At 68.5% G+C, this 23,479-nt stretch carries 25 protein-coding genes; 16 read left to right on the top strand and 9 right to left on the bottom strand.

Annotated features, from left to right (window positions below; translation table 11 throughout):
- Positions 1–16: 16 nt before the first annotated feature.
- The 5 genes from EV192_RS27110 to EV192_RS27090 are packed head-to-tail and all read left to right on the top strand — an operon-like array spanning position 17 to position 4,860.
- The gene (locus EV192_RS27110) at positions 17–436 is read left to right on the top strand and encodes a hypothetical protein (RefSeq protein WP_132121439.1); all 420 of its coding nucleotides are present in this window, start codon (positions 17–19) and stop codon (positions 434–436) included.
- 60 nt (positions 437–496) lie between these two features.
- Positions 497–1,492 (top strand): autoinducer 2 ABC transporter substrate-binding protein, encoded by a 996-nt coding sequence (locus EV192_RS27105; protein ID WP_132120256.1) that lies wholly within the window; start codon positions 497–499, stop codon positions 1,490–1,492.
- The gene (locus EV192_RS27100) at positions 1,482–2,912 is read left to right on the top strand and encodes a sugar ABC transporter ATP-binding protein (protein WP_132120254.1); all 1,431 of its coding nucleotides are present in this window, start codon (positions 1,482–1,484) and stop codon (positions 2,910–2,912) included. Before EV192_RS27105 ends, EV192_RS27100 begins: the two co-directional genes overlap by 11 nt.
- Positions 2,909–3,862, top strand: a complete 954-nt coding sequence (locus EV192_RS27095) for an ABC transporter permease (protein ID WP_132120252.1) — start codon at positions 2,909–2,911, stop codon at positions 3,860–3,862. The genes EV192_RS27100 and EV192_RS27095 overlap by 4 nt, the downstream gene beginning before the upstream one ends.
- Complete coding sequence (locus tag EV192_RS27090; protein ID WP_207926252.1) at positions 3,859–4,860, top strand: ABC transporter permease; 1,002 nt, start codon at positions 3,859–3,861, stop codon at positions 4,858–4,860. Before EV192_RS27095 ends, EV192_RS27090 begins: the two co-directional genes overlap by 4 nt.
- Here the strand turns inward: EV192_RS27090 and EV192_RS27085 are convergent.
- Together EV192_RS27085 and EV192_RS27080 are read right to left on the bottom strand one after the other, a co-directional pair.
- Entirely contained in the window at positions 4,820–5,239 is a 420-nt protein-coding gene (locus EV192_RS27085) for a type II toxin-antitoxin system VapC family toxin (RefSeq protein WP_243727096.1), read from the bottom strand. The two genes, EV192_RS27090 and EV192_RS27085, sit on opposite strands and share 41 nt — an antisense overlap.
- The gene (locus tag EV192_RS27080; RefSeq protein ID WP_132120250.1) at positions 5,211–5,450 is read right to left on the bottom strand and encodes a FitA-like ribbon-helix-helix domain-containing protein; all 240 of its coding nucleotides are present in this window, start codon (positions 5,448–5,450) and stop codon (positions 5,211–5,213) included. Before EV192_RS27080 ends, EV192_RS27085 begins: the two co-directional genes overlap by 29 nt.
- Positions 5,451–5,766: 316 nt before the next feature.
- Between EV192_RS27080 and EV192_RS27075 the strand changes: the two genes are divergently transcribed.
- Genes EV192_RS27075 through EV192_RS27065 form a run of 3 tightly spaced genes read left to right on the top strand, consistent with a single transcriptional unit; the run spans position 5,767 to position 7,460 of the window.
- Positions 5,767–6,192 (top strand): RlpA-like double-psi beta-barrel domain-containing protein, encoded by a 426-nt coding sequence (locus EV192_RS27075; protein WP_207926251.1) that lies wholly within the window; start codon positions 5,767–5,769, stop codon positions 6,190–6,192.
- Between the two features lie 12 nt (positions 6,193–6,204).
- On the top strand, positions 6,205–6,780 hold the full coding sequence (locus tag EV192_RS27070; RefSeq protein ID WP_132120248.1) for a cell wall protein: 576 nt from the start codon (positions 6,205–6,207) through the stop codon (positions 6,778–6,780).
- Positions 6,723–7,460 carry a MauE/DoxX family redox-associated membrane protein gene (locus tag EV192_RS27065; RefSeq protein ID WP_207926250.1) on the top strand — a complete coding sequence of 246 codons (738 nt, stop codon included), beginning with the start codon at positions 6,723–6,725 and terminating at the stop codon, positions 7,458–7,460. Before EV192_RS27070 ends, EV192_RS27065 begins: the two co-directional genes overlap by 58 nt.
- A 60-nt stretch (positions 7,461–7,520) precedes the next feature.
- On the opposite strand, the gene EV192_RS27060 is transcribed toward EV192_RS27065, so the two are convergent.
- The 3 genes from EV192_RS27060 to EV192_RS27050 all read right to left on the bottom strand — a co-directional run bounded on the left by EV192_RS27060 (position 7,521) and on the right by EV192_RS27050 (position 11,671).
- Positions 7,521–8,981 carry a DUF1996 domain-containing protein gene (locus EV192_RS27060; protein WP_132120244.1) on the bottom strand — a complete coding sequence of 487 codons (1,461 nt, stop codon included), beginning with the start codon at positions 8,979–8,981 and terminating at the stop codon, positions 7,521–7,523.
- A gap of 139 nt (positions 8,982–9,120) precedes the next feature.
- The gene (locus EV192_RS27055) at positions 9,121–10,620 is read right to left on the bottom strand and encodes a DUF1996 domain-containing protein (RefSeq protein WP_132120242.1); all 1,500 of its coding nucleotides are present in this window, start codon (positions 10,618–10,620) and stop codon (positions 9,121–9,123) included.
- Between the two features lie 145 nt (positions 10,621–10,765).
- On the bottom strand, positions 10,766–11,671 hold the full coding sequence (locus EV192_RS27050) for a DMT family transporter (protein ID WP_207926249.1): 906 nt from the start codon (positions 11,669–11,671) through the stop codon (positions 10,766–10,768).
- Here EV192_RS27050 and EV192_RS27045 point away from each other — a divergent pair.
- The gene (locus EV192_RS27045) at positions 11,670–13,097 is read left to right on the top strand and encodes an aminotransferase-like domain-containing protein (protein ID WP_132120240.1); all 1,428 of its coding nucleotides are present in this window, start codon (positions 11,670–11,672) and stop codon (positions 13,095–13,097) included. The two genes, EV192_RS27050 and EV192_RS27045, sit on opposite strands and share 2 nt — an antisense overlap.
- Here the strand turns inward: EV192_RS27045 and EV192_RS27040 are convergent.
- Both EV192_RS27040 and EV192_RS27035 read right to left on the bottom strand, forming a co-directional pair.
- On the bottom strand, positions 13,048–13,557 hold the full coding sequence (locus EV192_RS27040; protein ID WP_132120238.1) for a YqaA family protein: 510 nt from the start codon (positions 13,555–13,557) through the stop codon (positions 13,048–13,050). The two genes, EV192_RS27045 and EV192_RS27040, sit on opposite strands and share 50 nt — an antisense overlap.
- Positions 13,558–13,643: 86 nt before the next feature.
- Positions 13,644–14,201 (bottom strand): GNAT family N-acetyltransferase, encoded by a 558-nt coding sequence (locus EV192_RS27035; protein ID WP_132120236.1) that lies wholly within the window; start codon positions 14,199–14,201, stop codon positions 13,644–13,646.
- A gap of 235 nt (positions 14,202–14,436) precedes the next feature.
- Here EV192_RS27035 and EV192_RS27030 point away from each other — a divergent pair, with 235 nt between their 5' ends.
- Positions 14,437–15,645 carry a winged helix-turn-helix domain-containing protein gene (locus EV192_RS27030; RefSeq protein WP_132121429.1) on the top strand — a complete coding sequence of 403 codons (1,209 nt, stop codon included), beginning with the start codon at positions 14,437–14,439 and terminating at the stop codon, positions 15,643–15,645.
- A 59-nt stretch (positions 15,646–15,704) separates the two neighbouring features.
- Here the strand turns inward: EV192_RS27030 and EV192_RS27025 are convergent, their stop codons facing one another.
- Both EV192_RS27025 and EV192_RS27020 read right to left on the bottom strand, forming a co-directional pair.
- Positions 15,705–16,604, bottom strand: coding sequence for a DUF4097 family beta strand repeat-containing protein (locus tag EV192_RS27025; RefSeq protein ID WP_132120234.1), 900 nt, complete (start codon positions 16,602–16,604; stop codon positions 15,705–15,707).
- Positions 16,605–16,611: 7 nt separating this feature from the next.
- A complete protein-coding gene (locus EV192_RS27020) occupies positions 16,612–17,160 on the bottom strand; it encodes a toxin-antitoxin system HicB family antitoxin (RefSeq protein ID WP_132120232.1) in 549 nt (182 codons plus the stop codon).
- Positions 17,161–17,281: 121 nt separating this feature from the next.
- Here EV192_RS27020 and thyX point away from each other — a divergent pair, with 121 nt between their 5' ends.
- The 6 genes from thyX to EV192_RS26990 all read left to right on the top strand — a co-directional run bounded on the left by thyX (position 17,282) and on the right by EV192_RS26990 (position 23,398).
- Positions 17,282–18,034, top strand: a complete 753-nt coding sequence (gene thyX, locus EV192_RS27015) for an FAD-dependent thymidylate synthase (RefSeq protein ID WP_132120230.1) — start codon at positions 17,282–17,284, stop codon at positions 18,032–18,034.
- A complete protein-coding gene (locus EV192_RS27010; protein WP_132120228.1) occupies positions 18,031–18,414 on the top strand; it encodes an ACT domain-containing protein in 384 nt (127 codons plus the stop codon). The genes thyX and EV192_RS27010 overlap by 4 nt, the downstream gene beginning before the upstream one ends.
- A 50-nt stretch (positions 18,415–18,464) precedes the next feature.
- On the top strand, positions 18,465–19,661 hold the full coding sequence (locus EV192_RS27005) for a serine/threonine-protein kinase (RefSeq protein ID WP_243727095.1): 1,197 nt from the start codon (positions 18,465–18,467) through the stop codon (positions 19,659–19,661).
- 20 nt (positions 19,662–19,681) lie between these two features.
- A complete protein-coding gene (locus EV192_RS27000; RefSeq protein WP_132120226.1) occupies positions 19,682–21,229 on the top strand; it encodes a serine/threonine-protein kinase in 1,548 nt (515 codons plus the stop codon).
- A 62-nt stretch (positions 21,230–21,291) separates the two neighbouring features.
- Positions 21,292–22,758: a serine/threonine-protein kinase gene (locus tag EV192_RS26995; protein ID WP_243727094.1), complete on the top strand. Its 1,467-nt coding sequence runs from the start codon at positions 21,292–21,294 to the stop codon at positions 22,756–22,758.
- Positions 22,759–22,771: 13 nt separating this feature from the next.
- The gene (locus EV192_RS26990) at positions 22,772–23,398 is read left to right on the top strand and encodes a TIGR03085 family metal-binding protein (protein ID WP_132120224.1); all 627 of its coding nucleotides are present in this window, start codon (positions 22,772–22,774) and stop codon (positions 23,396–23,398) included.
- The last annotated feature ends 81 nt before the right edge of the window (positions 23,399–23,479 follow it).

The raw sequence follows: 23,479 nt of genomic DNA, 5'->3' as shown, positions 1-23,479 counted from the left end.
ACCGTCCGCCCGGTCGATGGCGCTGCTGCTGACAGCGGTGCTCGTGTTGTATTTCGTCCTGTTGGCCGGGCGGGCGATCGCGCTGATCGAGACCGGCACCGGCGTGGGCGTCGGCCTGGGTGTCGGGGTGCTGTTGCTGCCTGTGATCGGCGCCTGGGTCGCGGTCGCGACCATCCGGTTCGGCTTCCAGACCGAACGACTGGCCCGCCGGCTCGCCGACGAAGGCGTCCTGCCCGACACGTCCGACCTGCCCCGGATGCCGTCGGGTCGGATCCGCCGGGAGGACGCCGACGCGTGGTTCGAGGAGCGGCGCGCGGAAGTCGAAGCCACCCCGGACGACTGGCGTGCCTGGTTCAGGCTCGCCCACGGCTACGACATCGCCGGCGACCGGCGACGTGCCCGGGAAGCGATGCGGCGCGCCCTCGAACTCTCGTGAGAAATTTCCCGACCTGCTAGCTTCGGACCTTGAATCGTTTCGATCTCGGGGGTGCGAAGCATGCGGAAGATCATCGCCCTGGTCGCGTGCGTGAGCCTGGCGCTGGCCGGTTGCAGCAAGAAGAACGATCAGGCGGCGCCCGGCGCGGCCACCCGGACCAAGATCGCGTTCGTGCCGAAACTGCAGGGCATCCCGTATTTCGAGGCCATGAACATCGGCGGCATGAAAGCCGCGGCGGACCTTGGCGTCGAGTGGATCTACAAGGGCGGCACCACCGCGGACCCGGGTGCCCAGACCGAGATCCTCAAGTCGCTCATCCAGCAGAAGGTCGACGTGCTGGTGGTCGCGCCGAACGACCCGGACTCGGTCGTGCCGATCCTGGCGGACGCGGCGAGCAAGGGCATCAAGGTGATGACGTCGGACACCGACGCCCCGAACTCGGCTCGTGCGGTGTTCGTCAACCAAGCCACCGCGGATGGCGTCGGCAAGGCCGTGATCGACTCCCTGCTGGCCGCCATGGGCGGCGCCGGGAAATACGCCATTGTCTCCTGTGGACAGACCGCGGCGAACCTGAACTCGTGGATCGACGTGGAGAAGAAGTACGCCGCCACGGCGTTCCCCAACAGTTCGCTGGTGGACGTCGTGTACGCGGGTGAGGACGAGGCCAAGGCCACGTCGATGGCCAAGGACCTGATGAACGCCCACCCTGACCTGACCGGCCTGGTCGGCGAGTGCACCACGTCCGCGCCGGGCGTCGCCAAGGCGGTGCGGGAGGCGGGCAAGATCGGCAAGGTGTTCACGGTCGGCGTCGGCACGCCGAACTCCATGAAGCCTTATCTGGCCGACGGGTCGTCGTCCACGTCGATCCTGTGGGACGTCGAGCAACTCGGCTACCTCACCGCGTGGGCGGCGGACAAGGTGAAGAAGGGCGAGGCGTTGCAGCCGTCGAACCACGTGTCCGCCAAGCTGCCTGCGGTGAAGTTCGCGGACAAGACTTTGCTGCTGGGCGACCCGTTGAAGCTCACCAGGGGCAACGTCGGCAACTATGACTACTGATCCGCTGCTGCGGCTGGCCGGGATCCGGAAGCACTACGGCGGCGTGTACGCGTTGCAGGGTGTGGATTTCACTGTCCGGTCGGGATCGGTGCACGGACTTGTCGGCGCGAACGGCGCCGGCAAGTCGACCCTGGTGAAGATCATCTCCGGCGCGGAGACACCGGACGACGGCACGGTGTCGTTGTCAGGTGCGTCGTTGGGGACTGGGGACACGGTCGCGGCACTCCGAGCGGGAATCGCGACCGTGTACCAGGATCCGCAGCTGTTCGGTGAGCTTTCCGTGGCGGAGAACGTCTTTGTGGGTCGCGAGTTGCGTCGGCGCGGCCGGGTCGATTGGCCGGCGCAGGACCGTCGGGTCCGGGAGTTGTTGTCCGCGTTGGGTCTCGCGCCAGACCTGGCCCGGGTGCGGATCGCCGACCTGTCCGTGGCGGAACAGCAGCTGGTGTCCGTGGCGAAGGCGTTGGCGCACGACGCCAAGGTGCTCATCCTGGACGAGCCGTCCGCGATCCTGACCGACCGCGAGATCACCACGTTGTTCGCGGTGATCCAGCGGCTGACCGACCGCGGTGTCGGCGTCATCTATGTCAGTCACCGGCTGGACGAACTGGCCGAGATCGCCGATCGGGTGACCGTGCTACGCGACGGCTCGGTCGTGGCCGACGCGCCAATGGCGTCACTGACCGTGCGGGAGATCGCGACGCTGATGGTGGGCCATGAGCCGTCCACCGCCCCGCTTGGCGAGACGTCGGTGGGCTCGCCGCTGCTCACGGTGTCGGACCTGGGCCGGGCGGGACGGTTCAGCGACGTGTCCTTCTCGGTCGCCGGCGGTGAGGTCGTCTCCCTGTTCGGACTGGTGGGCTCCGGGGCCGACGCGATCGCCCGTGCCGTCTACGGCGTGCTGCCGCCGGACACCGGTTTGGTCCGAAGTGGACAGCTGGCGATGCTGCCCGGCGACCGGTCCCGGCAGGGGGTGTTCGGGTCCAAGTCGGTGGAATTCAACATCTCCATCGGCTCGTTGCGCGGCTTCTGGCTGCGTCGCCGCCGGGAGCGGTCGGTGGCCGAGTCGTTCATCGAGCGGATGCGGATCCGGACACCCGGCCCCGGCGCGCTGGTGGGCACCCTGTCCGGCGGCAACCAGCAGAAGGTGGTGCTGGCCCGGCAGTTGGTCGACCGCCCCGAGGTGCTGCTGCTGGCGGAACCCACCCAGGGTGTCGATGTGGGCGCCAAGGAGGAGATCCACGGCCTGGTCCGGGAGGTGGTGGCGGCGGGAACGGCGGTGTTGCTGGTGTCGTCGGACCTGTCCGAGGTGATGGCACTGGCGGACCGGATCCTGGTGGTCCGCGGCGGCCGGATCACCGCGTCCTTCGGCCGTGGCGCGGCACAGGCGGATGTTCTCGCGGCCGCGGCGGGTGACCGGTGATCCGTCGGTTCGAAGGCCCCGAGCTGGTGCTCATCGCCGTGGTCGTTCTCTTGTGGACAGTGCTGGGTGTCGGCACGGACACGTTCCTCGCGGCGTCGAACATCCAGAACATCCTGGCGACCGTGGCGCCCGTAACCATCATCGGCGTCGGGATGACCGCGGTCATCGTGACAGCCGGGATCGACGTCTCGGTCGGCAGCGCGCTCGCCGTGGTGCTCGTTGTCGTGGCGAAGTTGTTGCGGGACAGCGGGTTGTCTCCGGTGCCCGCGATCGGCGCCGGAGTGGTCGTTGGCGGCCTGCTCGGCGCGGTGAACGGGTTCCTGGTGACCTACGGGCGGGTGCACGCGATCATCATCACTTTCGGGACGTTGAACGTCTTCCGGTTCGTGGCGCTGCGGCTCTTCGACGGCAAGGAGGTCGCCGGCGTCCCGGACACCCTGGCTTTTCTCGGCGGCGGCGCCGAGGGACGCACGTTCGGCGTGCCGCACTCATGGCTACTGGCGGTGGTGCTGGCCGCAGGGATGTGGCTGTACATGCGGCACGTCCCCACCGGACGCCACTTGTACGCCATCGGAGGGAACGCGGCAGCGGCCCGCCTGGTAGGTGTTCAGGTGACTCGACGACTGGTGTTCGTGTACGCGGCCACGGGTGTGCTGGTGGGCTTGGCCGCGTGTTGCGTGATCGGCGGCGGCGGGCTGGTCGCGCAGAGCGCCGGGACCGGGCTCGAACTCCAGGTGATCGCGGCCGTGGTGATCGGCGGGACAAGCATCCTCGGCGGCCGCGGATCGGTGCTGGGCACAGTGTTCGGTGCGTTGCTGGTGGGCACAGTGACCTCCGCGGTGACCCTGTTGGGCTGGCGCAGCGAGCTGACCGCGTTGTTCATCGGCGTCTTCATCCTGCTCGCCGTCGGCGCGGACCTGTTGCGGGAGCGAAGGAGGCAACGACTGTGAAGCGGCTGCTCACCGACCGGGTCGTGCTGCTCGTCGTGCTGTTGGTCGTCCTCGTCGCGTGGATGGGTGTGCTGGGTGCCAACGGCTACCTGGTGGCGCCCTACGACGTGCCGTACCTCGCGTCCTCGTTGGAATCCGTTGTCCCACTGTGTGTTCTGGGCCTGGCCGAGCTGCTGGTCGTGGTCACCGGCCGGGGCGGCATCGACCTGTCCGTCGGGTCCGTGGTGAGCCTGGTGGGGATGGTCTTCGGCCTGCTGGTCGGCGTCTGGCACTGGCCGCTCTGGCTGTCCCTGCTCATCGCCCTGGCATGCGGCCTGTTTCTCGGCGCCGTCAACGGTTTCCTGGTCGCCTGGCTAGGTGTGCCCGCCCTGATCGCCACCCTGGCCACCTACTACGCCTACAGCTCCCTGGCCCTGGTGATCAACGACACCGCCCCCATCTCGACCCCACCGGTCCAGGCACTGCGTTCGATGACCACCGCGGTCGGCTCGATTCCCTTGCAGGTCTTCACGTTCCTGCTGCCCTGCGCCGCCACGGTGTGGCTGCTGGCGAACCGAACCAACTACGGCCGCCGCCTCTACGCCCTGGGCACCAACGAGGCCGCCGCCAGATTCGCCGGCCTGCCCGTGGTGTCCATCCGGTTCCGCGCGTACCTGCTCTCCGGACTGCTGTCCGGCGTGGTCGCCATCGTGACCGTCGCCCAGTTCGCCTCGGCCCGCCCCGACGCCGGAACAGTCGGCAACGGAATGGCACTGCCCGCGATCACCATCGCCATCCTCGGCGGCACGGCGATCACAGGCGGCATCGGCCGCGTGGGTGGCGTGATCCTGGCGTCCCTGTTCGTGGTCTGGCTGAACGCCGGAATCCTGCTGGCCTTCGAGGACTCCCGCGGCAGCCAGTACCAACTGCTCGCACTCGGCGCCGTGCTCGTGCTGTCCGCCGTACTGAATCGCCTGACTACACAAGCTCGACTTCGCACGGCAGGTCGGGCGCCTTAGTCAGTTTCTCGTCGCTTGTCATCAGTGGAACGTCCAGAGCAGCCGCGAGCGCGACATACAAGCCGTCGTAGAACGTGACCGTGTGGCGGAGTTCCCAGGTCGCTTGGGCGAGACGACCGGTGTGGGGGTAGCGGTGATCGACAAGATGCGGCAGCGCGCCCAGAGCCGTGCTCGCTTCCTCGTCGTCAATGACGCCGGTCCGTTCCAAGCGCCGCAGTACATGCCCTACCTCAGCGTCCAGGAGGTGCGGGGCGTGCGTGGTCGTGGCGGCGAGACGTTTGCGGATCGCCTTGGCGTCATCGGTGGTCCCGGTGAGGGCCAGGACGGTGGCTGACGCGTCAACAACAAGATCAGGCACCCCGATGGCCCCGCAGTTCATCGACGATCGTCTCGCGACTCGGCCCGGCGGATGTGCGCTTGGCCAACGTGCTTTCGACGGCTGCCAGAACTTCTTCCTTGGTGCGTCGGGCCGCCAGGTCGATCACCTGGTCGCGCATGTATGCCTGGATGGACTGGCCGGCCGCGTGAGCACGCTCCCGGATCGTCTCGTAGACGTCCTCCGGGATGTCTCTGATCTGCACAGTGGCCATAGCGCTATTTTAGCGCTACTCGATCGGGTTCGACGACTCGGGTCGGCTGTTGCGCCTGGTCGGAGGGGGAGGTACCGTGCGAGCTGTCAGTACATTACCAACTCCCGTCTGTTCGCGCGAAAGTTCAACCCCCGCGGTTGGGGGTGGGCGGCCCCCGTAGGGGGTCGGCGATGAACACAGCTTGCGTGCGATGAGGGCCAGGCGAGAGCGGCTAGCTTTGCGATGAGGCTCGGGGGACGAGCCGCCATAAGTCCTGTCCTTTTTCGCTCTGCGAAGGAGACCGCGCGAGTGCGGGCGCTTCGAAGGGAGCGAACGAGTGGCACCGGATCGGATATCGGTTGCCGCGACGTCCGAGGCGTCGTGGTTCTGTTGTGGGGCTGGGTGGGGTCCGTGTGGGTCCGCGGGCGGTGGCGCGTGTGGGAACTGCAGTTCGGGCAGCAGGCACTGTGCCTGGCCGAACACTTCCGACGCGTGCTTCAGTATCACCCGGCCGGACCAGTGCGGTGAGGATCTGCTGCGCTGGGGGTGTGGGCACACGTTCTTCGTCAAACATCTCTGTGGGTCGACGGAAATCGCCGTCACGATCCGGGACTGCGGCCCGCACACCAACTTCTGGTGCGGTGAGCAGCGGTGCTGTGGCGGCAGTTGTGCGACCGACCGGCTGATCGACTTCACGCCGGCCGCGTTCAGCGTGCTCGGCAACCTGTCCAGTGGCCTGATCCCGGTGACCGTGCACAGCTGAGAGGAGTCCACGATGGAATCACGCCGGAAGTTCCTCACCGCGGCTGTGCTGGCCGGGGCGACGACGTTGGGCGCGCTCACCCCCGAGGCGGCGTTCGCCCGGGACGGCTGGGTCGACCCGGACGCGCCCGACCCCAACTTCGCCGAAGGCCGGATCAGCGGCATCAACGGGACCATGCTGATGGTCACCGGGTCGGACCGCACCCTGCACCGGATCCAGGTCACCAACGGAACGAGTGTCTGGAAGTTACACAACACCACGTTCGACGCGGCCAAGGTCGGTGACGGGCTGTACGCCAGAGGTGTGCGGATGCCCGACGGTGTCCTCGCGGCGGACGCGGTGTGGCTCAACATCGTCAACCTGGAGGGGCACATCGCCGACATCCAGCGCGACACGCTGCACCTGGACCACAACGGCCACAGGATCATCGGTCACGTCAGCACGGCCACGGCCGCCGTCTACAACGGCACCCCCGCGGTCAGTGACCTGTCGTTCCTGCGGGTGGGCAAGCACGCGAAGGTCATCGGCGCGTGGCGGCCGGACACCAACGAGGTCGACGTCGCGACCGTGTACTCGGCGGCCGCCTGATGGTCGTCGCGGTCGTTCTGCTGTGGGCGGCGGTGGTCAAGTTCCGGGCCGATCCGCGCCGGTCCGCCCTCAAACGCCTGGTCGGGGCGGACAGGGTCACGACGGCGTTCCGCGTCGTCGGTGTGCTGGAGATCCTGCTGGCCGCGAGCCTGCTGGTGACACCGTGGCCGGCGGCGGTGTGGTTCGTCGCGTTGACCGGATACCTGGTCTGGGCACGGAAGGCGGCACCAGACGAGTCCTGCGGATGCCTGTCCGAGAAACACACCCCGGCGACCATCAGGTCCATCGCGCGGGCGACGCTGCTGGTCGCGTTGACACTGCTCGCCAGCACGCAAGTCCCCGTGCTGGCGGCGGAAGCGGTCGCAGTCGTGCTGTTGTCGCCCGAGTTGGACGGCTGGTGGCTGATGCCGTTGCGGCGCTTGAAGGTCAGGCTGCTGCACCCGTTGGCGGGCAGGGGTTTCGAAGTGCCCGTGGCGTCGACCGTCCAGCAGTTGCACAAGAGCCAGGCGTACCGGTCGGTCTACCCGCTGCTGCGGTCCGACCTGCTGGACACCTGGGACGAAGGCGAGTGGCGGATCCTCACGTACTCGGCGGACCAGGACGGTGAACGCGCCACCGCGGTCTTCGCGGTGCCGCGGACACGTTACGAGCCGGACCAGGTGCGGGTCGCGTTGGCCTGAAAAGGCCTTGGCGGGGACGAGCCGGTGCGCCGACTCGTCCCCGCCAAGGGTCTGAAGGGGTTACTCGTTACAGCTGCGGCCCTTGTTGATGCAGTTGACGACGCGGTTCATGATGCACTGGGTCATCACGTTCGCGAAGTCGTCGTGGTCGGACTTGGGGTTGTGCTTCTCGAACGGGAAGGCGTCCACCTTGTACTGACCCTTGACCTGGATGTCGTGCGGGATGTCGTAGGTCAGGGTGACCACCAGTCGCGGCACGGCCTTGAAGCCCTTCCCGCACCGGCCGTTGGCGTCCGGGAAGACGATGTGGTCGCGGTGGTTGGTCGAGTCGATGTTCTTGCCGTCCCAGCAGCTCGGGAACTCGTGGATCCGCTTGACCTTCTTGCCGACCGGGCAGATCGGGTACTTGTCCATCAGGACCCGGTTCTCGAAGCCCTCACAGGTCCAGGAGTCCTTGGCGTTCTTCGGTCCGTTCTGGCTCTCCTTGGCGTCGCCGTACAGGATCCGCAGGAACTTCGGCATGGCCGTGACCTTGCCGACCTCGCTGCCGGTGAAGGTCAGCTGCGCCCGCACCGGCCGCTGGATGACCCCGTCGTTGCCCGGGAGCTCGTTGTCGTTGCTCTCCGGCGGCTTCGGCTTGGTGTCGGTGCCCGGCTCCGGGACGTTGTTGGCGCTGCCGCCGTTGTCCTGGCCGCCGGTCCCGTTGGGCGCCTTGACCTTGCACTGGGCGAGTTGGCTGAGGTCGGCCGGCTGACCGGCCTGCGCCAGTGTCTGGGAGATCTTGTCCAGCTCCTGCTTGCGCTGGTCGGCCAATGGCGCGGCCACGTCCTGGTCGGGGTTCTTGGCCGCGGGCAACTTCGTGTTGGCCGCGTCGGTGGCCTCGTCGACCTTCTTCAGCGAGTCCTCGACGGCCTGCTGGGAGTTGTCCGGGATCTCGGCCGGCAGTTGGGACGCCACGTCCGGGCAGTCCACCTGCGGCTGGGCCTTGTCCTGCTTGTCCTGCGCGGCCTGCTGGTCGCGTTGCTGCTTCTGCGGCTCGGCCGGCGGGTTGTCCTTCTTGGCCTCCTCCTCGTCACCGGTGTCGATCCGGATGACCGGCCAGAAATACGCGGACTTGTCGCCGTTCCTACACGTGGTACCGGCCTTCACCAGGCTCTTGTTGTTCGAGTCGGCATTGGTGGAAAGGTTGCCGACGTAGTCGTGTAAGTGCTGGGCGCCGTTCTTGACGCCGGGCTGGGCGATGAAGTTGTCCGGGTTGAAGTGGCCGTTCTCGTTACGGCCGCAGTTGACCGTGAAGGTCCCGCGGCTCGCGTTTCCCTGCTGCCTCGCCTTCTTGACGTTCGGCTTCACCTTGGTGATGTCGACGAAGAAGGATTTGTCCGCGGCGTCCGCGTTAGCGTCGCCCGGATTGCCGGCAGTCGTGGTCACCACCAGGGCGCCAACCGCCATCGCGAGCCCGATTGCCCCGGTTGCGATCTTGGTACGGCGGGAGATGCGGTGTCGCCCATTGTTTCGGGCCATCGACTACTCACCTCGTTATTCATTTACCCCGGTCTGCGCCGGCCGGGTTGGTGACGGATGTTGCGGATACTTGTCGGGGAAGTGACGCAACAACGCGCCATGAGGACCGCCTGACTGGCGGCCCTCGCGGCGTTGTTAGCTATTCGTTGCAGGTCTTGCCGTTGTTGATACAGTCGACGACCCGGTTCATGATCGCGTTGGACATGACGTTCGCGAAGTCGTCGTGGTCGGAGAACGGGTCGTGTTCCTCTTCGGGGAACGAGTCGACCTTGTACTGGCCCTTCTGCTGAACGTCCTGGGGGATGTCGTACGTCAGCGTGATGGTCAGCTGCGGCACCGCGACGAAACCGTTCCGGCACCTACCGTTGTTGTCCGGGAAGGCGATGTGGTCCCGGTGGTTCTCCGAGTCGGTGTTCTGCCCGTCCCAACAACTCGGGAAAGCGTGGATCCGTTTGACCGCGGCGCCGTTCGGGCAGATCGGGTACTTGTTGATGAGGACCCTGTCCTCGAATCCGGCGCAGGTCCACGAGTCGCGGGCGTTCTTCGGCCCGTTCTCGTTGACCTTGGCGTCGCCGTACAGGATGCGCAGGAACTTGGGCATCGGCACGACCTCGCCGACCGGGCTGCCGTTGAACGTGATGTTGGCGTCCCGCGGCTCGACGATCTCGCCGTCGTTGCCGGCCACCTGGTTCTTGTCGTCCACACCGGGCAGCTCGTCCTGGTTGTTCTGGTCGGCGTTGTTGTCGTTGCCGTTGTTCCGCTGGTTCTGGCGGGCCTGCTTGACCTTGTCCACGAGATCGCGCAGACGCTGGAGCCTGCCACCGTTCTGCTGCGCGGCGCCCTGCTGACCGGCGTTGTCGTTGTTCTGACCGGCGTTGTCGTCCTGACCGGCCTGGTTGTTGTCCTGGTTACCGGCGCCGTTGCTGTTCTGGCTCCGGATGTTGTTGCCGCCCTGGTTCCGGGCGTTGTTGTCGTTCTGGTTTCGGACGTTGTTCTGGTTCTGGTTGTTGTTCTGGTTTCCGCTCCGTCCCTGGTTCTGGTTGTCGTTGTTCTGGGCGTTGCCCTGACCCTGGTTCTGGTTGTTGCCGCGGTTGTTCTGGTTCTGGTTGTTCTGGCCGTTGTTGTTCTGGCCGCGCTGCTGGGCCTTGGCCTCTTGTTTGGCCCGGTCCTGCTGGCTCTGGCCGTTGTCGTCCTCGCGGTCGATCCGGATCACCGGCCAGAAGTACGCGGACTGGTCGCCGTTCTTGCACGTGGTGCCGCCGCGCACCAGGCTCTTGTTGTTCGAGTCGGCGTTCGTGGTCAGGTTGCCCACGTAGTCGTGCAGATGCTGGGCGCCGTTCTTGACACCGGGCTGGGCGATGAAGTTGTCCGGGTTGAAATGGCCGTTCTGGTTCTCGCCGCAGTCGACGGTGAACGTTCCAGTGGACGCGTTCCGCTGTTCCCTGGGGGTTCGGACGTTCGACCTGACCTTCGTGATGTCGACGAAGAACGACGGGGCGGCCGCGTCCGCCCTGGCAGTCGCCGGGTCACCCGCGGTGTTGACCAGGACTAATGTGCCCACAGCCAACGTGAGCGCGACACCTGCCGCGGCGATCTTCGTTCTGCGGGAGATTCGGTGTCGCCCTTTCGACCGGGCCATCGACTTCTCACCTCGTTCCGGATTTTGGCCAGGCGAGGACGCGAAAGGTGTTGCCTGGGTGACGGCGGAATGCTGGGGGACGAGCTCGTCACTGGGGGATACGAACGCGTTGGCCTCAGTCGTTCAACCGTGCCCGGTTCGTTATCTAACCGTTACCAACGTGGTGAACCCGCGCTCGCTGCGTCCAAACTACGCAGGTCAGGACCACAATCGCGGTCACCACGGTGATCCACCCGATCTGCTCGTGCAGGAACAACGACGACCACGCCAGGGTGAGTATCGGCTGGGCCAGCTGCACCTGGCTGACCTTGGCGACCCCGCCCGCGGCCAGCCCGGCGTACCAGGCGAAGAACCCCAGGAACATCGAGATCACGGTGACGTAGCCGAACCCGAACCACGCGGTCCCGTCAGCGCGGTCGACCCCGGAGGTCGCGGCGACGATCACGGTGACGGGAACGGTCACCGGCAGCGAGACGACCAGTGCCCAGCACACTGTGTGCGCCCCGCCCAGCTCACGGGCGACGACACCGCCCTCGGCGTATCCGAGTCCGCACAGGACGACGGCGACCAGCAGGAAGACGTCCGCCACGCCGAACCCGCCGCCGACTCCGCCGCTGGTGAACACGAACGTGAGCACCGCGACGAACCCGAACCCACTGGCCAGCCAGAACGCTGGCCTGGGGTGTTCGCCTGCCCTGAGCACCGCCCAGATCGCGGTGGCCATCGGCAGCCCGGCGATCACCACGGCGCCGTGCGCGGAGGTCTCGATCTGCAGCGCGAGTGACGTCATCAGCGGGAACCCGACCACGATCCCCAGTGCGACGACGACGAGCCGCCGCAGTTGGACCCGGGTCGGCCGGGGCGCGCGGACCGCCACGAGGTAGCCGATCGCCAGCAGTCCGGCGCCGAAGGCGCGGCCGAAGGCCACGAACCACGGGTCGAGCCCGGCCACGGCCAGCCGGGTGGCCGGCAGCGAGAAGCTGAACCCCAGGACGCCGAGGGCGCCGAGTGTTATCCCCGCTGGCGCGATAACGTTACTCTTGACACTCATGAATGAGGATAACGCAGCCGATCGCGTTATCGCGTCGATCAACGCGATCATCGCCCGTGGCCAGCCCGGAGACCGGCTGCCGTCGGTCCGAGACCTGATGGGCCGCCACCGCGCGTCACCAGTGACGGTCCAGGCGGCGATCGCCCGGCTCGCGGGCGAGGGGGTGATCGAGGTCCGGCCCGGCCGCGGCAGTTACGTCGCCGCCCGCGAACCAGTCCCGCACGTCCAGGACCTGTCGTGGCAGACCGTGGCCCTCGGCGCCGGCCGGCCGCACGAGGAAATGCTGTCGTCCCTGGTCACGGTTCCGCGGCCGGAAGTGCTGCAACTGTCCAGCGGCTACCTGGACCCGGGCCTGCAGCCGGTCGCCGCGTTGGGCGCGGCCATGGCGAGGGCCGCCCGCCGGCCGACAGCCTGGGGCCGGATCCCTGTGGAAGGCCGCGACGAGCTGCGGACCTGGTTCGCGCGCGAGGCTGGGGGCGGGTTCGGCGCGGGCGACTTCACGGTGTGCAGCGGCGCACAGCCGGGCCTCGCCACGGTGTTCCGTGGTTTCTGCGAACCAGGTGACGTCGTGCTCGTGGAGGTACCGACGTACCTGGGCGCGGTCGCCACCGCGCGGGACGCGGGACTGCGCGTAGTCCCTGTACCTACGGACTCCGACGGTGTACGCCCGGACCTGCTCGCCGCGGCCTTCGCCCGGACCGGCGCGCGGATGTTCTACTGCCAGCCGATGTACGCCAACCCGCACGGCGCCATGCTGTCCGCGGAGCGACGGCCTCAGGTGCTCGACGCGGTGCGCGCGGCTGGCGCGTTCGTCATCGAGGACGACTGGGCGCGCGACCTGACGGTTGACGGTCCAGTGCCGCCCACCCTCGCGTCCGAGGACGTGGACGGGCACGTCGTGTACATGCGGTCGTTGACCAAGATCGTGGCTCCTGGCCTACGAGTCGCCGGCGTGGGCGCGCGCGGTGCGGCCGGCAAACGGTTGCGGACCGCGCGTGCGCTGGACGACTTCTACGTCGCCGGGCCGATCCAGGACGCGGCGATCGATTTCCTCACATCACCCGCGTGGCGACGGCATCTACGCGCCCTGCGCACCGCGTTGCGTTCGCGTCGTGACGCGTTGTTGGGTGCGCTCGCGACGCACCTGCCCGAGTTCCGGGCCCAAGTCCCGTCCGGTGGCCTGCACGTGTGGGCCGAACTGCCCGACGGCCTCGACGACGTCGAGCTGACCGCCGCCGCCGCAGCCCGTGACGTGGTCATCTTCCCTGGCAGTTCGTGGTTCGTGGCCGAGCCACCGGGCGCGTTCCTGCGGCTGACGTACGGCGGAGCGCCCGAGCACGTCCTGATCGACGGGGTCCAGCGGCTGGCCGACGCGGTCAGAACAACCAGTGGGCGAGGATCGCGGGGGACGCGGCCAGCAGGCTGAACCGGATGAACCGGCCGACGAACCCGACGCTCAGGAACATCGCCACCGACATCCGCGCGAGGCCGGCCAGGATCGTGGTGGCCATGAACGGCGGCAGCCCGACCACCGAACTGACCCCGTACGTCCCGGCCATCCAGTGCGGATGCTGGTGACACTTCTCGGTCAGCCGTTCCACCCACGCCCGGAACCGCTTGGTCCGCTCGTGCCAGCGTTCCCGCCGCGGGGTCGGCGGCTTCGGCTTCCGGTGCATGAATTTCGGCAGGTGGAACGAGCCACGCGCGGCCAGGTAGTAGATGAACTTCCCACCGATCTGCGCGGCCGCGACCACCGCTCCGATCGCCAGGCACGGCAACGCGGGTTCCCGCGTCACCAGCGCCAGCACGAAGATCTCGACGCTGATCAAGGGCACGAGTGCGGAGCCGAAGGCGACGCCTGCCGCCAGCAGAAGGCTCCCGAACACTGTGACCGCCCTAACTGAGGTTCCCCCGCATGTCGTCACCAGGGTAGGCGCGTGTTACGTGCGCGAACGTCAGTCGGGAGGACCATTCACGTCAGCCGAAAGTCCAAGTCCCCTGTCAGGCGGATTTCCCTAAGGGCCTGACCGTCCGCGTCCAACGTGCGCACCATGCCGTCCCGTTCCCACCCCGCACGCTCATAGAACGCGATGGAGACGTCGTCATTCTCAGGCACCCACACAACACCACGAGTTGAGCCCGCCTCGCGCATCGCCTGTGCGGCCGTGGCGAGCAACCGGCCGCCGTGGCCGCGCCGACCCCACCGCGGTTCGACCAGCAACGTGCCCACCATGCCCGTGGTGGCCGCGTCGTCGGGGACCGTGCCGTCGACGTCCGCCACTTCCTCCTCCGGCGCCGGGCCGGCCGCGCAGAAGCCGACCGTGAACGGCCCCTCGGTGGCCACGTACACGGTCGCGTCCCCGCCGGCCATGGTCAGCTCCCAGATCCTGGCGATCTCCTCGGCGTCCAGGCTGTCGAGGACCTCCCTGGGCAGCAGGTCGGCGTACGCGGTCTGCCACGTCTCCACCTGGATCCGGGCGATGTCGTGGGTGTCTCCTGGTTCAGCGGTACGCACCGCGGCCTCGGCCATGGTCACAGAACTTATCCGGCGGTGGAGGTGGAATAACGCCTGGCTCGGTCGCGCCGGTCATTTACGCCACGCAACACGCCCGACATCGCCCCGGCCACGCTGGCACCGGACTCCGAGCGAAGATGTCGGTCGCGTGGGGCGGGGTGGAAATGACCGGCTTGAGCGATCGAGCCGGTCCGAGCGGAGCGAGGACAATCCAAAACTGTCGGACCCTGCTGGCATGCTTGCCAACATCATGTTGACTCTTACTCAGGACGCGGCCCGGCGGACGGCGGTGGCCGCGCAGGGGTTCGCCGACCTGCGGCCGGCGGGCGTGCCGTCGCGCCGCCATTTGCAGCGCGTGCTGTCCCGGACCCAGCTGCTCCAGCTGGATTCGGTGAATGTCGCCGTCCGCGCGCACTACATGCCGGTGTTCAGCAGGCTCGGGCCGTACCCGATGGACCTGGTCGACGACGCGGCCTGGACGCACACCAGCCGCCGGCCGCGGCTGCTGGTGGAGAAGTGGGCGCACGAGGCCAGCCTGATCCCGATCGAGGACTGGCCGCTGGTGCACCTGTCGAAGCGGGCCGGTTGGTGGCGGCACTACGGCAAGATCGTCGACCGGTCGCCGGGCCTGGTGCAGGAGGTGCTGGCGGCGGTCAAGGAGCGGGGCCCGGTCGGCGCGGGCACGTTGGAGCGGGAGTTGGTCGGGCCGGTGAAGCGGGCGAAGGGCGCCTGGTGGAACCGCTCGGACGTGAAGCACATCTGTGAGTACCTGTTCGGCATCGGGGAGCTGACCACGGGCACCCGCCGGAGCTTCGAGCGGCTCTACGACCTGACCGAACGTGTTGTGCCGCCGGAGATCCTGACCCGGAAGATCGAGGCGGACGAGTGTGCCCGCCGGCTGACCGAGCGAGCGGGCCGCGCGCTCGGCATCGCCACCGAGGCCGAGTTGCGGGACTACTACCGGCTCGCGCCGGACGTGAACAGGCGCGCGATCGCCGAACTGGTGGACGCGGCGATCCTCGAACCGGTCGAGGTGACGGGCTGGAACCGCAAGGCGTACCGGCATTTCGAGGCCCGCACGCCCCGAGCGATCACGGGCCGGGCGCTGTTGTGCCCGTTCGACCCGTTGATCTGGGAGCGGGACCGAACCGAGCGGATGTTCGGCTTCCGCTACCGCATCGAGATCTACGTGCCGGAGCCCAAGCGGGAGTTCGGCTACTACGTCTTCCCGTTCCTGCTGGACGGGCAGCTGGTCGGCCGGGTCGACCTGAAAGCCGACCGGACCGCCGGCCTGCTGCGTGTCCACGGCGCGTTCGCCGAGTCCACTGTGGACAAAGCGCGGGTGTTGCCGGAACTCGCGGCCGAGCTGAAGGTGATGGCCGAATGGCTCGGCCTGTCCGGTGTCGCGGTCGGCGCCCGCGGCGACCTGGCCACACCGTTACGCAAGCTCACCAAGTAAAAGGCGGGGTTCTCGCTCCCCGACGAGAACCCCGCCATCCCCCGTGTGCCCGCCCCGGATCACCCGTCCAGGGCGGAGGTGACCAATGCCGTGCCTGATCCCGTCCGGCCCCGCACCCGCAGTTTCGGCTCGGCCAGTGGGCGCTCGTCGGTCAGGTTCAGTTCGCTGCGGGCCTGCCCGGAGCCGGAGCTGAGGTCGACCTCCGCGGTCGCCCCCTGCCGCACCCCGACCCGGATCTCGCCGGAGCCGGTGTGCAGGTCGATCTTTCCGCAGGCCGCGTCCGCCACGGTCAGGTCGCCGGTGCCGGTGCGGGCCATCACGTCCGCGGCCACCGCGCCCAGCCACACGTCCCCGCTGCCGGTGACCAGAGCGGTGGTGCCGCCCACGGACGACACCTCCACGTCGCCGCTGCCGCTGCGGGCCTGCAGTCCGCCGAGCATCGGCCCGAGCCGGACCGCGCCGGTGCCGGTGGTGACCATCGCGGCCCCGTCCGCGCGGTCGATCTTGATCTCGCCGGACCCGGTCTGCACCTTCATCTTCCCGGCGGCGCCGGTGACCAGCACGTCCGCGGAGCCGCTGCGGACCTCCACGTTCGACCCGGCCGGCGCCCGTACCGTCACGCCGAGCGGGAACGCCTGGAACATCGGGCCTTTCGGGGCGTGCACGACGAGCCGTTTGCCCTGCAGTTCGATCCGGACCTGGTCGACCGCGTCGTCCACGGACGCCTGGCCGAACTGACCGAACTGGCCGGACAGACCGGACACCCAGGTCATCAGGTTGGCGATGCCGGACGTCCACGCGTTGCCGGCGTCCGGGCGGTGCCGGACCCGGACGGTGATCCCGGGTTCGTCGGTCAGCAGGACGTCCACGGCGCCGGAGTGGATGGACACGTCGATCTCGTGCGGTCCGTCGGCGTCGAAGTTGCGTTCCCGGACCTTCTCGGTCGGTTCCTCGGTCATGGTCCCCTCAGCCCTCGTACCATCCGTGCACCCGCGACGACTCGCCATCGGTGCGCTTGCTCTTCGTCTCCCCGTGGTGGTGCTCAGGCCCGTGCCAGCCGCGGTCGCGCATCTTGTGGTGCAGGGCGCCTTGGACGGCCTGGGACACGAACGTGTTCAGCGACACGCCTTGCGCGGCGGCCGCCCGCTCGGCCTGGCTCTTGATCTGCTCGAACATCCGCACGGTCATCCGGCTGATGTTCTCGGCGCTGTCGCCACCGGTCGGCGGCGGCAACGGCTGCTCGGCGTCGCGTGGCGTCGAACCGGTGTGCGTCCCGGTGTATGTGACCGCGACCTGGACGTCCCGGCCGGCGAGGCGAACCTCGACGACGTGGTCGTCCAACGCGGCCGTGACCTCGGCGGCCAGGTCCGACAGGGCGTTCATGATGGCCAACCGGATGGCCGGCTCCAGCGCGGCGGACAGTACGGCCGCCGCGCGCCGGGTCTGGTCGTCCCCGGCGGAAGCAGTGGTCGCAAGGTCCTCGCGCAGTGACTCGATGTACGGCGTGAGATCCATGACGTCACTATGACACCACATCTGACGTCACGTCAAGCATGGATGACGTCACCAATGGTGCCATGTGATGTCACGGCGCGGGGGAGCACTGCGGGCAAGCTGGCCGGTTAGGCTCTCGGCCATGACCGAGACCGTCGCCCCCCGCGTGCAGCTGATCGCCAAAACCGAGTTCTTCCCGCCGGCGGACGTGCCATGGTCGACCGACAGCGACGGCGGCGAGGCCCTGGCCGAGTTCGCCGGCCGGGCGTGCTACCAGTCGTGGAAGAAGCCCAACCCGGCCACCGCGACCAACGCCGGCTACCTGCGGCACATCCTGGAGGTCGGGCACCTCTCGGTCCTCGAGCACGGGTCGGTGACGTTCTACATCACCGGCATCTCCCGGTCGCTCACCCACGAGCTGATCCGCCACCGGCACTTCTCGTACTCCCAGCTGTCCCAGCGGTACGTGCCCGAGCGGAACGCCGCCATGGTCGAGCCGGACGTCATCGCCGAGGACCCGGAGCTGCACGCCAAGTTCGTCGCGGCCGCCGACGCCGCGGTCGAGGCGTACACCGAGTTGCTGGTGGGGCTGGAGAAGAAGTTCGCCGACGAGCCCAACGCGACCCTGCGGCGCAAGCAGGCCCGGCAGGCCGCGCGCGCGGTGCTGCCGAACGCGACCGAGACGCGGATCGTCGTAACCGGCAACTACCGTGCCTGGCGGCACTTCATCGCCATGCGCGCGACCGAGGCGGCCGACGTCGAGATCCGCGCGCTGGCCGTGGAATGCCTGCGCCAGCTGCAGAAGGCCGCGGCGAACGTGTTCGACGACTTCACCATCTCGACGCTGCCCGACGGTACCGAGACGGCCGGCAGCCCGCTCGTAACCGAAGGATGAACCGGCTCACGGTCGACCTTCGGCCGGGGGAGTACGCGCTCGCGCGGCTGCCGGCCGACGCCGAGCCGCCTGTGCTGCCGGTGGGCGACTCGCTGGTGTCGGTCACCCGCACTCCTGAGGAGATTTCGGTCGTCTGCCCGGCAGCGGTCGCGCCGGCCGGGGCCAAGGTGGACGACGGCTGGCGGCTGCTGACCGTGCGCGGCCCGTTGGAGTTCACGCTGACCGGGATCATGGCCGCGCTCGCCGGCACCCTGGCCGCGGCTGGGGTGCCGATCTTCGCGGTGTCCACCTTCGACACAGACCACATCCTGGTCAAGGAGGTCGACCTGGGCCGGGCGGTGGCGGCGTTGCGGGAGGCCGGTCACGACGTGCACTCCTAGTTGCCCTTTGGGGAAACACTGTTCGCGACTCGGTGCCGTAGGTTGTGCGTGTGAACCGAGGTGACCAACTGGGGGCTGGTCGTTACACCCTGCTGGACGAGTTGGGGCGTGGCGGCATGGGGATCGTGTGGCTCGCGCAGGACAGCACGATCGGCCGGAAGGTGGCCATCAAGGAACTTCTGCTGCCGCCGAGCACACCACCGCACGAGCGGCAGGTGTTCGAGGAACGCGTGCTGCGCGAGGCGCGCACCGCGGGCCGGCTGAACGACCCGGGCATCGTGACGGTGTACGACGTGCTGCAGGAGAGCGGCACCACGTTCATCGTGATGGAGTTGGTCGAGTACCCGGATCTGGCGGACGTCGTCGCCCAACGCGGCCCGCTGCCCGGTCCGTTCGTGGCGAAGATCGCCGAACAGTTGCTGTCCGCGTTGGAGACCGCGCACGCCGCCGGGATCGTGCACCGGGACGTCAAGCCCGCCAACGTGATGGTCGCCCCGAACGGCCGGGTGAAGCTGGCCGACTTCGGCATCGCGCAGTCGATTGAGGACCCGAAGCTGACCACCAACGGGTCGATCATCGGTTCCCCCACGTACATCTCGCCGGAGCGGCTGCTCGGCCACGACGCGTCGCCGGCGTCGGACCTGTGGGCGCTGGGTGCCACGCTGTTCTTCGCGGTGGAGGGTTTCGGCGCGTACGACCGGCCGACGACCCCCGCCGTCATCCAGGCGATCATGAACGAGCGGGCCACCATCCGGATCGCCCAGGGCCCGGTCGCGACCCTGGTCACGGGTCTGATGGATCCGAACCCGCAGACCCGGCTGACCGCGGCGCAGGCCCGTCAACTGGCCGAACAAGGCCGTGAGCCGACTGGCGAGCAGACCGTGAAGGCCATGCCCGTGGCGGCCACGGTCGGGCCGCCGCCGGCGAAGAACGGCGGTTCCCGCCGCTGGCTGGCGATCGGCGGCGTCGTGGTGGCGGTCGCCGCGGTGGTGACGGCCGGCATTCTGCTGCTGGGCGGCAACAAGCAACAGCCGGGCACCACGGGCCCGGCCACGAACCCTTCGCCCGCCCCAAGCAGTGCCGAGTCACAGGACGACAACTCGCCCGCGTCACCGCCGTCGTCCGCGGAGGAGTCCAAGACCACCGAGGAGTCCAAGCCCGACACCCAGTCGTCGGACAACGGCGACGACCTCCCGACCAACATGTCCGACTTGCAGAAGTCGCTGTCGGAAGCGTTCCAGACCTGAGGGAAAGCTAGAGTGCCCGCGTGACGGAGGACCAGCAACCACGGGTGATAGCCGGCCGCTACACCGTTGTCCGTGAGCTTGGCCGGGGCGGCATGGGTGTGGTGTGGCTGGCCGAGGACTCGACCATCGGCCGGCAGGTGGCGATCAAGGAACTCCTGTTGCCGCAGGGTATCCCGCCGGCCGAGCGGCAGGTGTTCGAAGAGCGCGTGTTGCGCGAGGCGCGGACCGCGGGCCGGTTGAGCGACCCCGGCATCGTGACCGTGCACGACGTGGTGCAGGCGGACGGCGCCACGTTCATCGTGATGGAGTTGGTGGAGGCGCCCGACTTGGCCGACCTGGTCAAGCGGCACGGCCCGATGCCGCCGGAGCGGGTGTTGAAAATCGCCGACCAGATGCTGGCCGCGTTGGAAGTCGCCCACCGGACCGGTGTCGTGCACCGGGATGTCAAGCCCAGCAACGTGATTGTCACGCCGAACGGCCGGGTGAAGCTGACCGACTTCGGCATCGCACAGTCCACAGAGGACCCACGGCTGACGTCGACCGGCACGCTGATGGGCTCGCCCACGTACATCTCGCCGGAGCGGTTGCTGGGTCACGAGGCGTCGCCCGCGTCCGACCTCTGGGCACTTGGCGCGACACTGTTCTTCGCCTCGGAAGGCGCGGGCGCGTTCGAGCGGTCCACCACGGCCGCGTCCATCCAGGCGATCATGAACGAGCGGGCCCAGCTGCGGGTGACCCAGCAGGGCCCGTTGGCGGACCTGATCATGGGCCTGCTCAACCCCGACCCGCACGTCCGGCTCACCCCCGACCAGGCGCGCTACCTGATCGACCAGGCCCGCGCCCAGCGCCCGCCGACCGGCCCCCAGCCGGTGGTGCCCGGCCCGATGACGCCGCCGGGCCTGGTGCTGCCGCCAAGTGGCCCGCAACCGTACCCGCCGCGGGGTGGGACACAGGTGCTGTCCTCGTCCCCGCGTAAGCCCCAGAACGTGGCTCTGCTGGCCTTAGGCGGCCTGGTGCTGGTGGTCGCGGTCGCGGTGGTTCTGGCTGTGACGGGCGTGTTCGGGACCGGCAAGAGCAACTCGGCCGCCACCGCTCCCTCGGCCAACGACGGCACCTGGCCGCCCATCTCGGAACGGTCCCGCTCGTCCGCGTCCAACCATGCCTCGGCCAGCGGTCGCGGCATGGCCAGCACGAGGACCCTGACCTACGGGCCAGGCGGGGATGTCACCTCGGAGGACTTCCTGCAGAACGTCGGCACCGGATGCTTCCTGGGCACGAACGCCGAGCAGATCAAGTCGGTGGAGTGCTCCAGTCCGCACAACCTCGAAGTGTTCGCGCAGGTCAGCCTGGGCGCCTCGGACGACCCGTACCCGGCGGAGGCCGAACTGCGCCAAGGCACCGAGACCAGCTGCAAGGACAAGGCCAGCGACCTCTCGCCGCCCTACATGGTGTCGCAGGGCGCGATGGTGCCGACCAAGGACGTCTGGGAGGCCGGCGAGCACAACGGACTCTGCTATGTGGTCACGGCCCGCGACAGCATGGCGACCGAGCCCGTCGGCGGCAACTGACACGTCGATGCCCTTTGGGGCAACCAGAAGTCAATCGGAGCCGGTCGGGCTAGAGTCTCCGCGTGACGCAGGAGTACGCGCAGCAGCAGCGCATCGTCGGCGGTCGTTACGCGATCATCCGCGAGATCGGTCGCGGCGGCATGGGTGTGGTCTGGCTGGCCGAGGACCGCACGATCGGGCGGCGGGTCGCGATCAAGGAACTGCATCTTCCGGACGGCATCGCCCCGCAGGAACGGTACGTCTACGAGGAGCGTGTGCTCCGCGAGGCCCGTACTGCCGGGCGGCTGAGTGACCCGGCGATCGTCACGGTGTTCGACGTGGTGCAGGAGTCCGGCAACACGTTCATCGTGATGGAGCTGATCGAGGCGCCGACGCTCGCCGACATCGTGCGGCAGCGTGGCCCGGTGTCAGAGGCGTTCACCGCGCGTGTCGCCGAGCAGCTTGTGTCCGCTTTGGACACCGCGCACCGGGCCGGGATCGTGCACCGGGACGTCAAGCCCAGCAACGTCATGGTCGACGCCAACGGCCGGGTGAAGCTGACCGACTTCGGCATCGCCCAGTCCACCGAGGACCCGCGGCTGACCACCAGCGGCACGCTGATCGGCTCGCCCACGTACATGTCGCCGGAACGGCTCAAGGGCCAGGAGGCGGTGCCCGCGTCCGACCTGTGGGCGTTGGGCGCCACCCTGTTCTACGCGGTGGAGGGCTACGGCCCGTACGACCGGCAGAACACGGCCGCGTCGATCCAGGCGATCATGAACGAGGTCGCGTTCCTGACCCGCTGCCGCGGCCCGCTCGCGTCGCTGATCATGGGCCTGCTGAACTCCGAACCCGCCGGCCGCCCGACCGCGCCGCAGGTGCGGGCGCTGCTCGGCCAGGCGACCCAGGCGATCCCGAACACCGGGCCGACCTCGCCCGCGATGTGGACGCCGAACCCGACGACCCAGCCCGGCGGCCCGGCCAAGAGCCGCAAGCCGCCGCGGCTCGTGCTCGCCGCCGTGGCCGGCGTGGTCCTGCTCGCGGCCGGCTGGTTCGGGCACGTCCTGCTGAGCGGCACCACCACCGACACCCCGACCAACGCCCAGACGTCCATGACGTACGGCGAAGGCGGCGCGATCCCGGTGTTCGAGCCGTACTTCTCGGCCCGCCAGTCCTGCCTGGCGAAGGCGCCCGCGGACCAGTCGCAGTACAAGAACGCCGACCAGATCGACTGTCTCACCAAGCCACACACCACGGAGTTGTACGGCGAGGTCAAGGTCGACTTCAAACAGCCGAACAAGAGCCAGAACAAGCCAGGCGCCGGCTACCCGGGCGAGTTCCTGAGGAAGTTCGGCGAGGCCGGCTGCGCCCTGATCTTCAACTCGGACAAGATCGGGCCCGACAAGCAGAAGATGACCTTCATCGCGCTGATCCCCACCACGCAGGCGTGGAGCGATCCGGACGGCGCCGCGCGCACGATCCCTTGCCTGGCCACGACCAAGGACAAAAGCACGGTGACCGGGTCCATAGTCGTGAAGGACGACAGCTGAGTAACGTGGCTGTATGGGCGTCGCGAGCAAGGAACGTCAGCAGCTGAGTGACCTGTTCGTCGAGGTCGGGCCGGACGCGCCGACCCTGTGCGCGGGCTGGCGGACCAGGGACCTGGCCGCGCACCTCGTGCTGCGGGACCGGCGTCCGGACGCGGCCGGTGGGATCATGGTCCCGGCGCTGGCCGCCCGCACCGAGCGCGTCCAGGCCGACTACGCCGCCAAGCCGTGGGACGAACTGGTCGACCTGGTGCGCAGCGGCCCGCCGCGGTGGTCGCCGTTGAGCCTCGGCCCGGTCAACGAGCTGGTGAACGGCGCCGAGTACTTCGTCCACCACGAGGACGTCCGCCGTGCGGTCGACGACTGGGAGCCACGACCCGCGGATCCCGCCAGGGACGCCACGTTGTGGCGCGCGCTGCGGTTCGCGTCCAAACGCGGTTACCGCAAGAGCATGGTGGGTGTGCTGCTGCGCCGGCCGGACGGCGAGACCATCGTCGCCAAGCGCGCGGCGAAGGCCGTGACCCTGATCGGGGATCCTGGCGAGCTGCTGCTGCACGCGTTCGGCCGTGACCAAACTCTCGTGGAGTTCGACGGGGACGACGTCGCGGTGGCCGAGGTGAAAGGCACCAAGCGAAGCTTTTAAAGCGATTGCCGTCGAATACCGTGGAATTTTCGGCGGCTATCGTCGAAATCCTGCCGAAGAACGTTGAATTTCCGTATGTCC

The sequence above is a fragment of the Actinocrispum wychmicini genome (assembly GCF_004345645.1).
In the GTDB taxonomy this organism is placed as follows: domain Bacteria; phylum Actinomycetota; class Actinomycetes; order Mycobacteriales; family Pseudonocardiaceae; genus Kibdelosporangium; species Kibdelosporangium wychmicini.
This window is presented reverse-complemented; position numbering and strand designations above follow the sequence as displayed.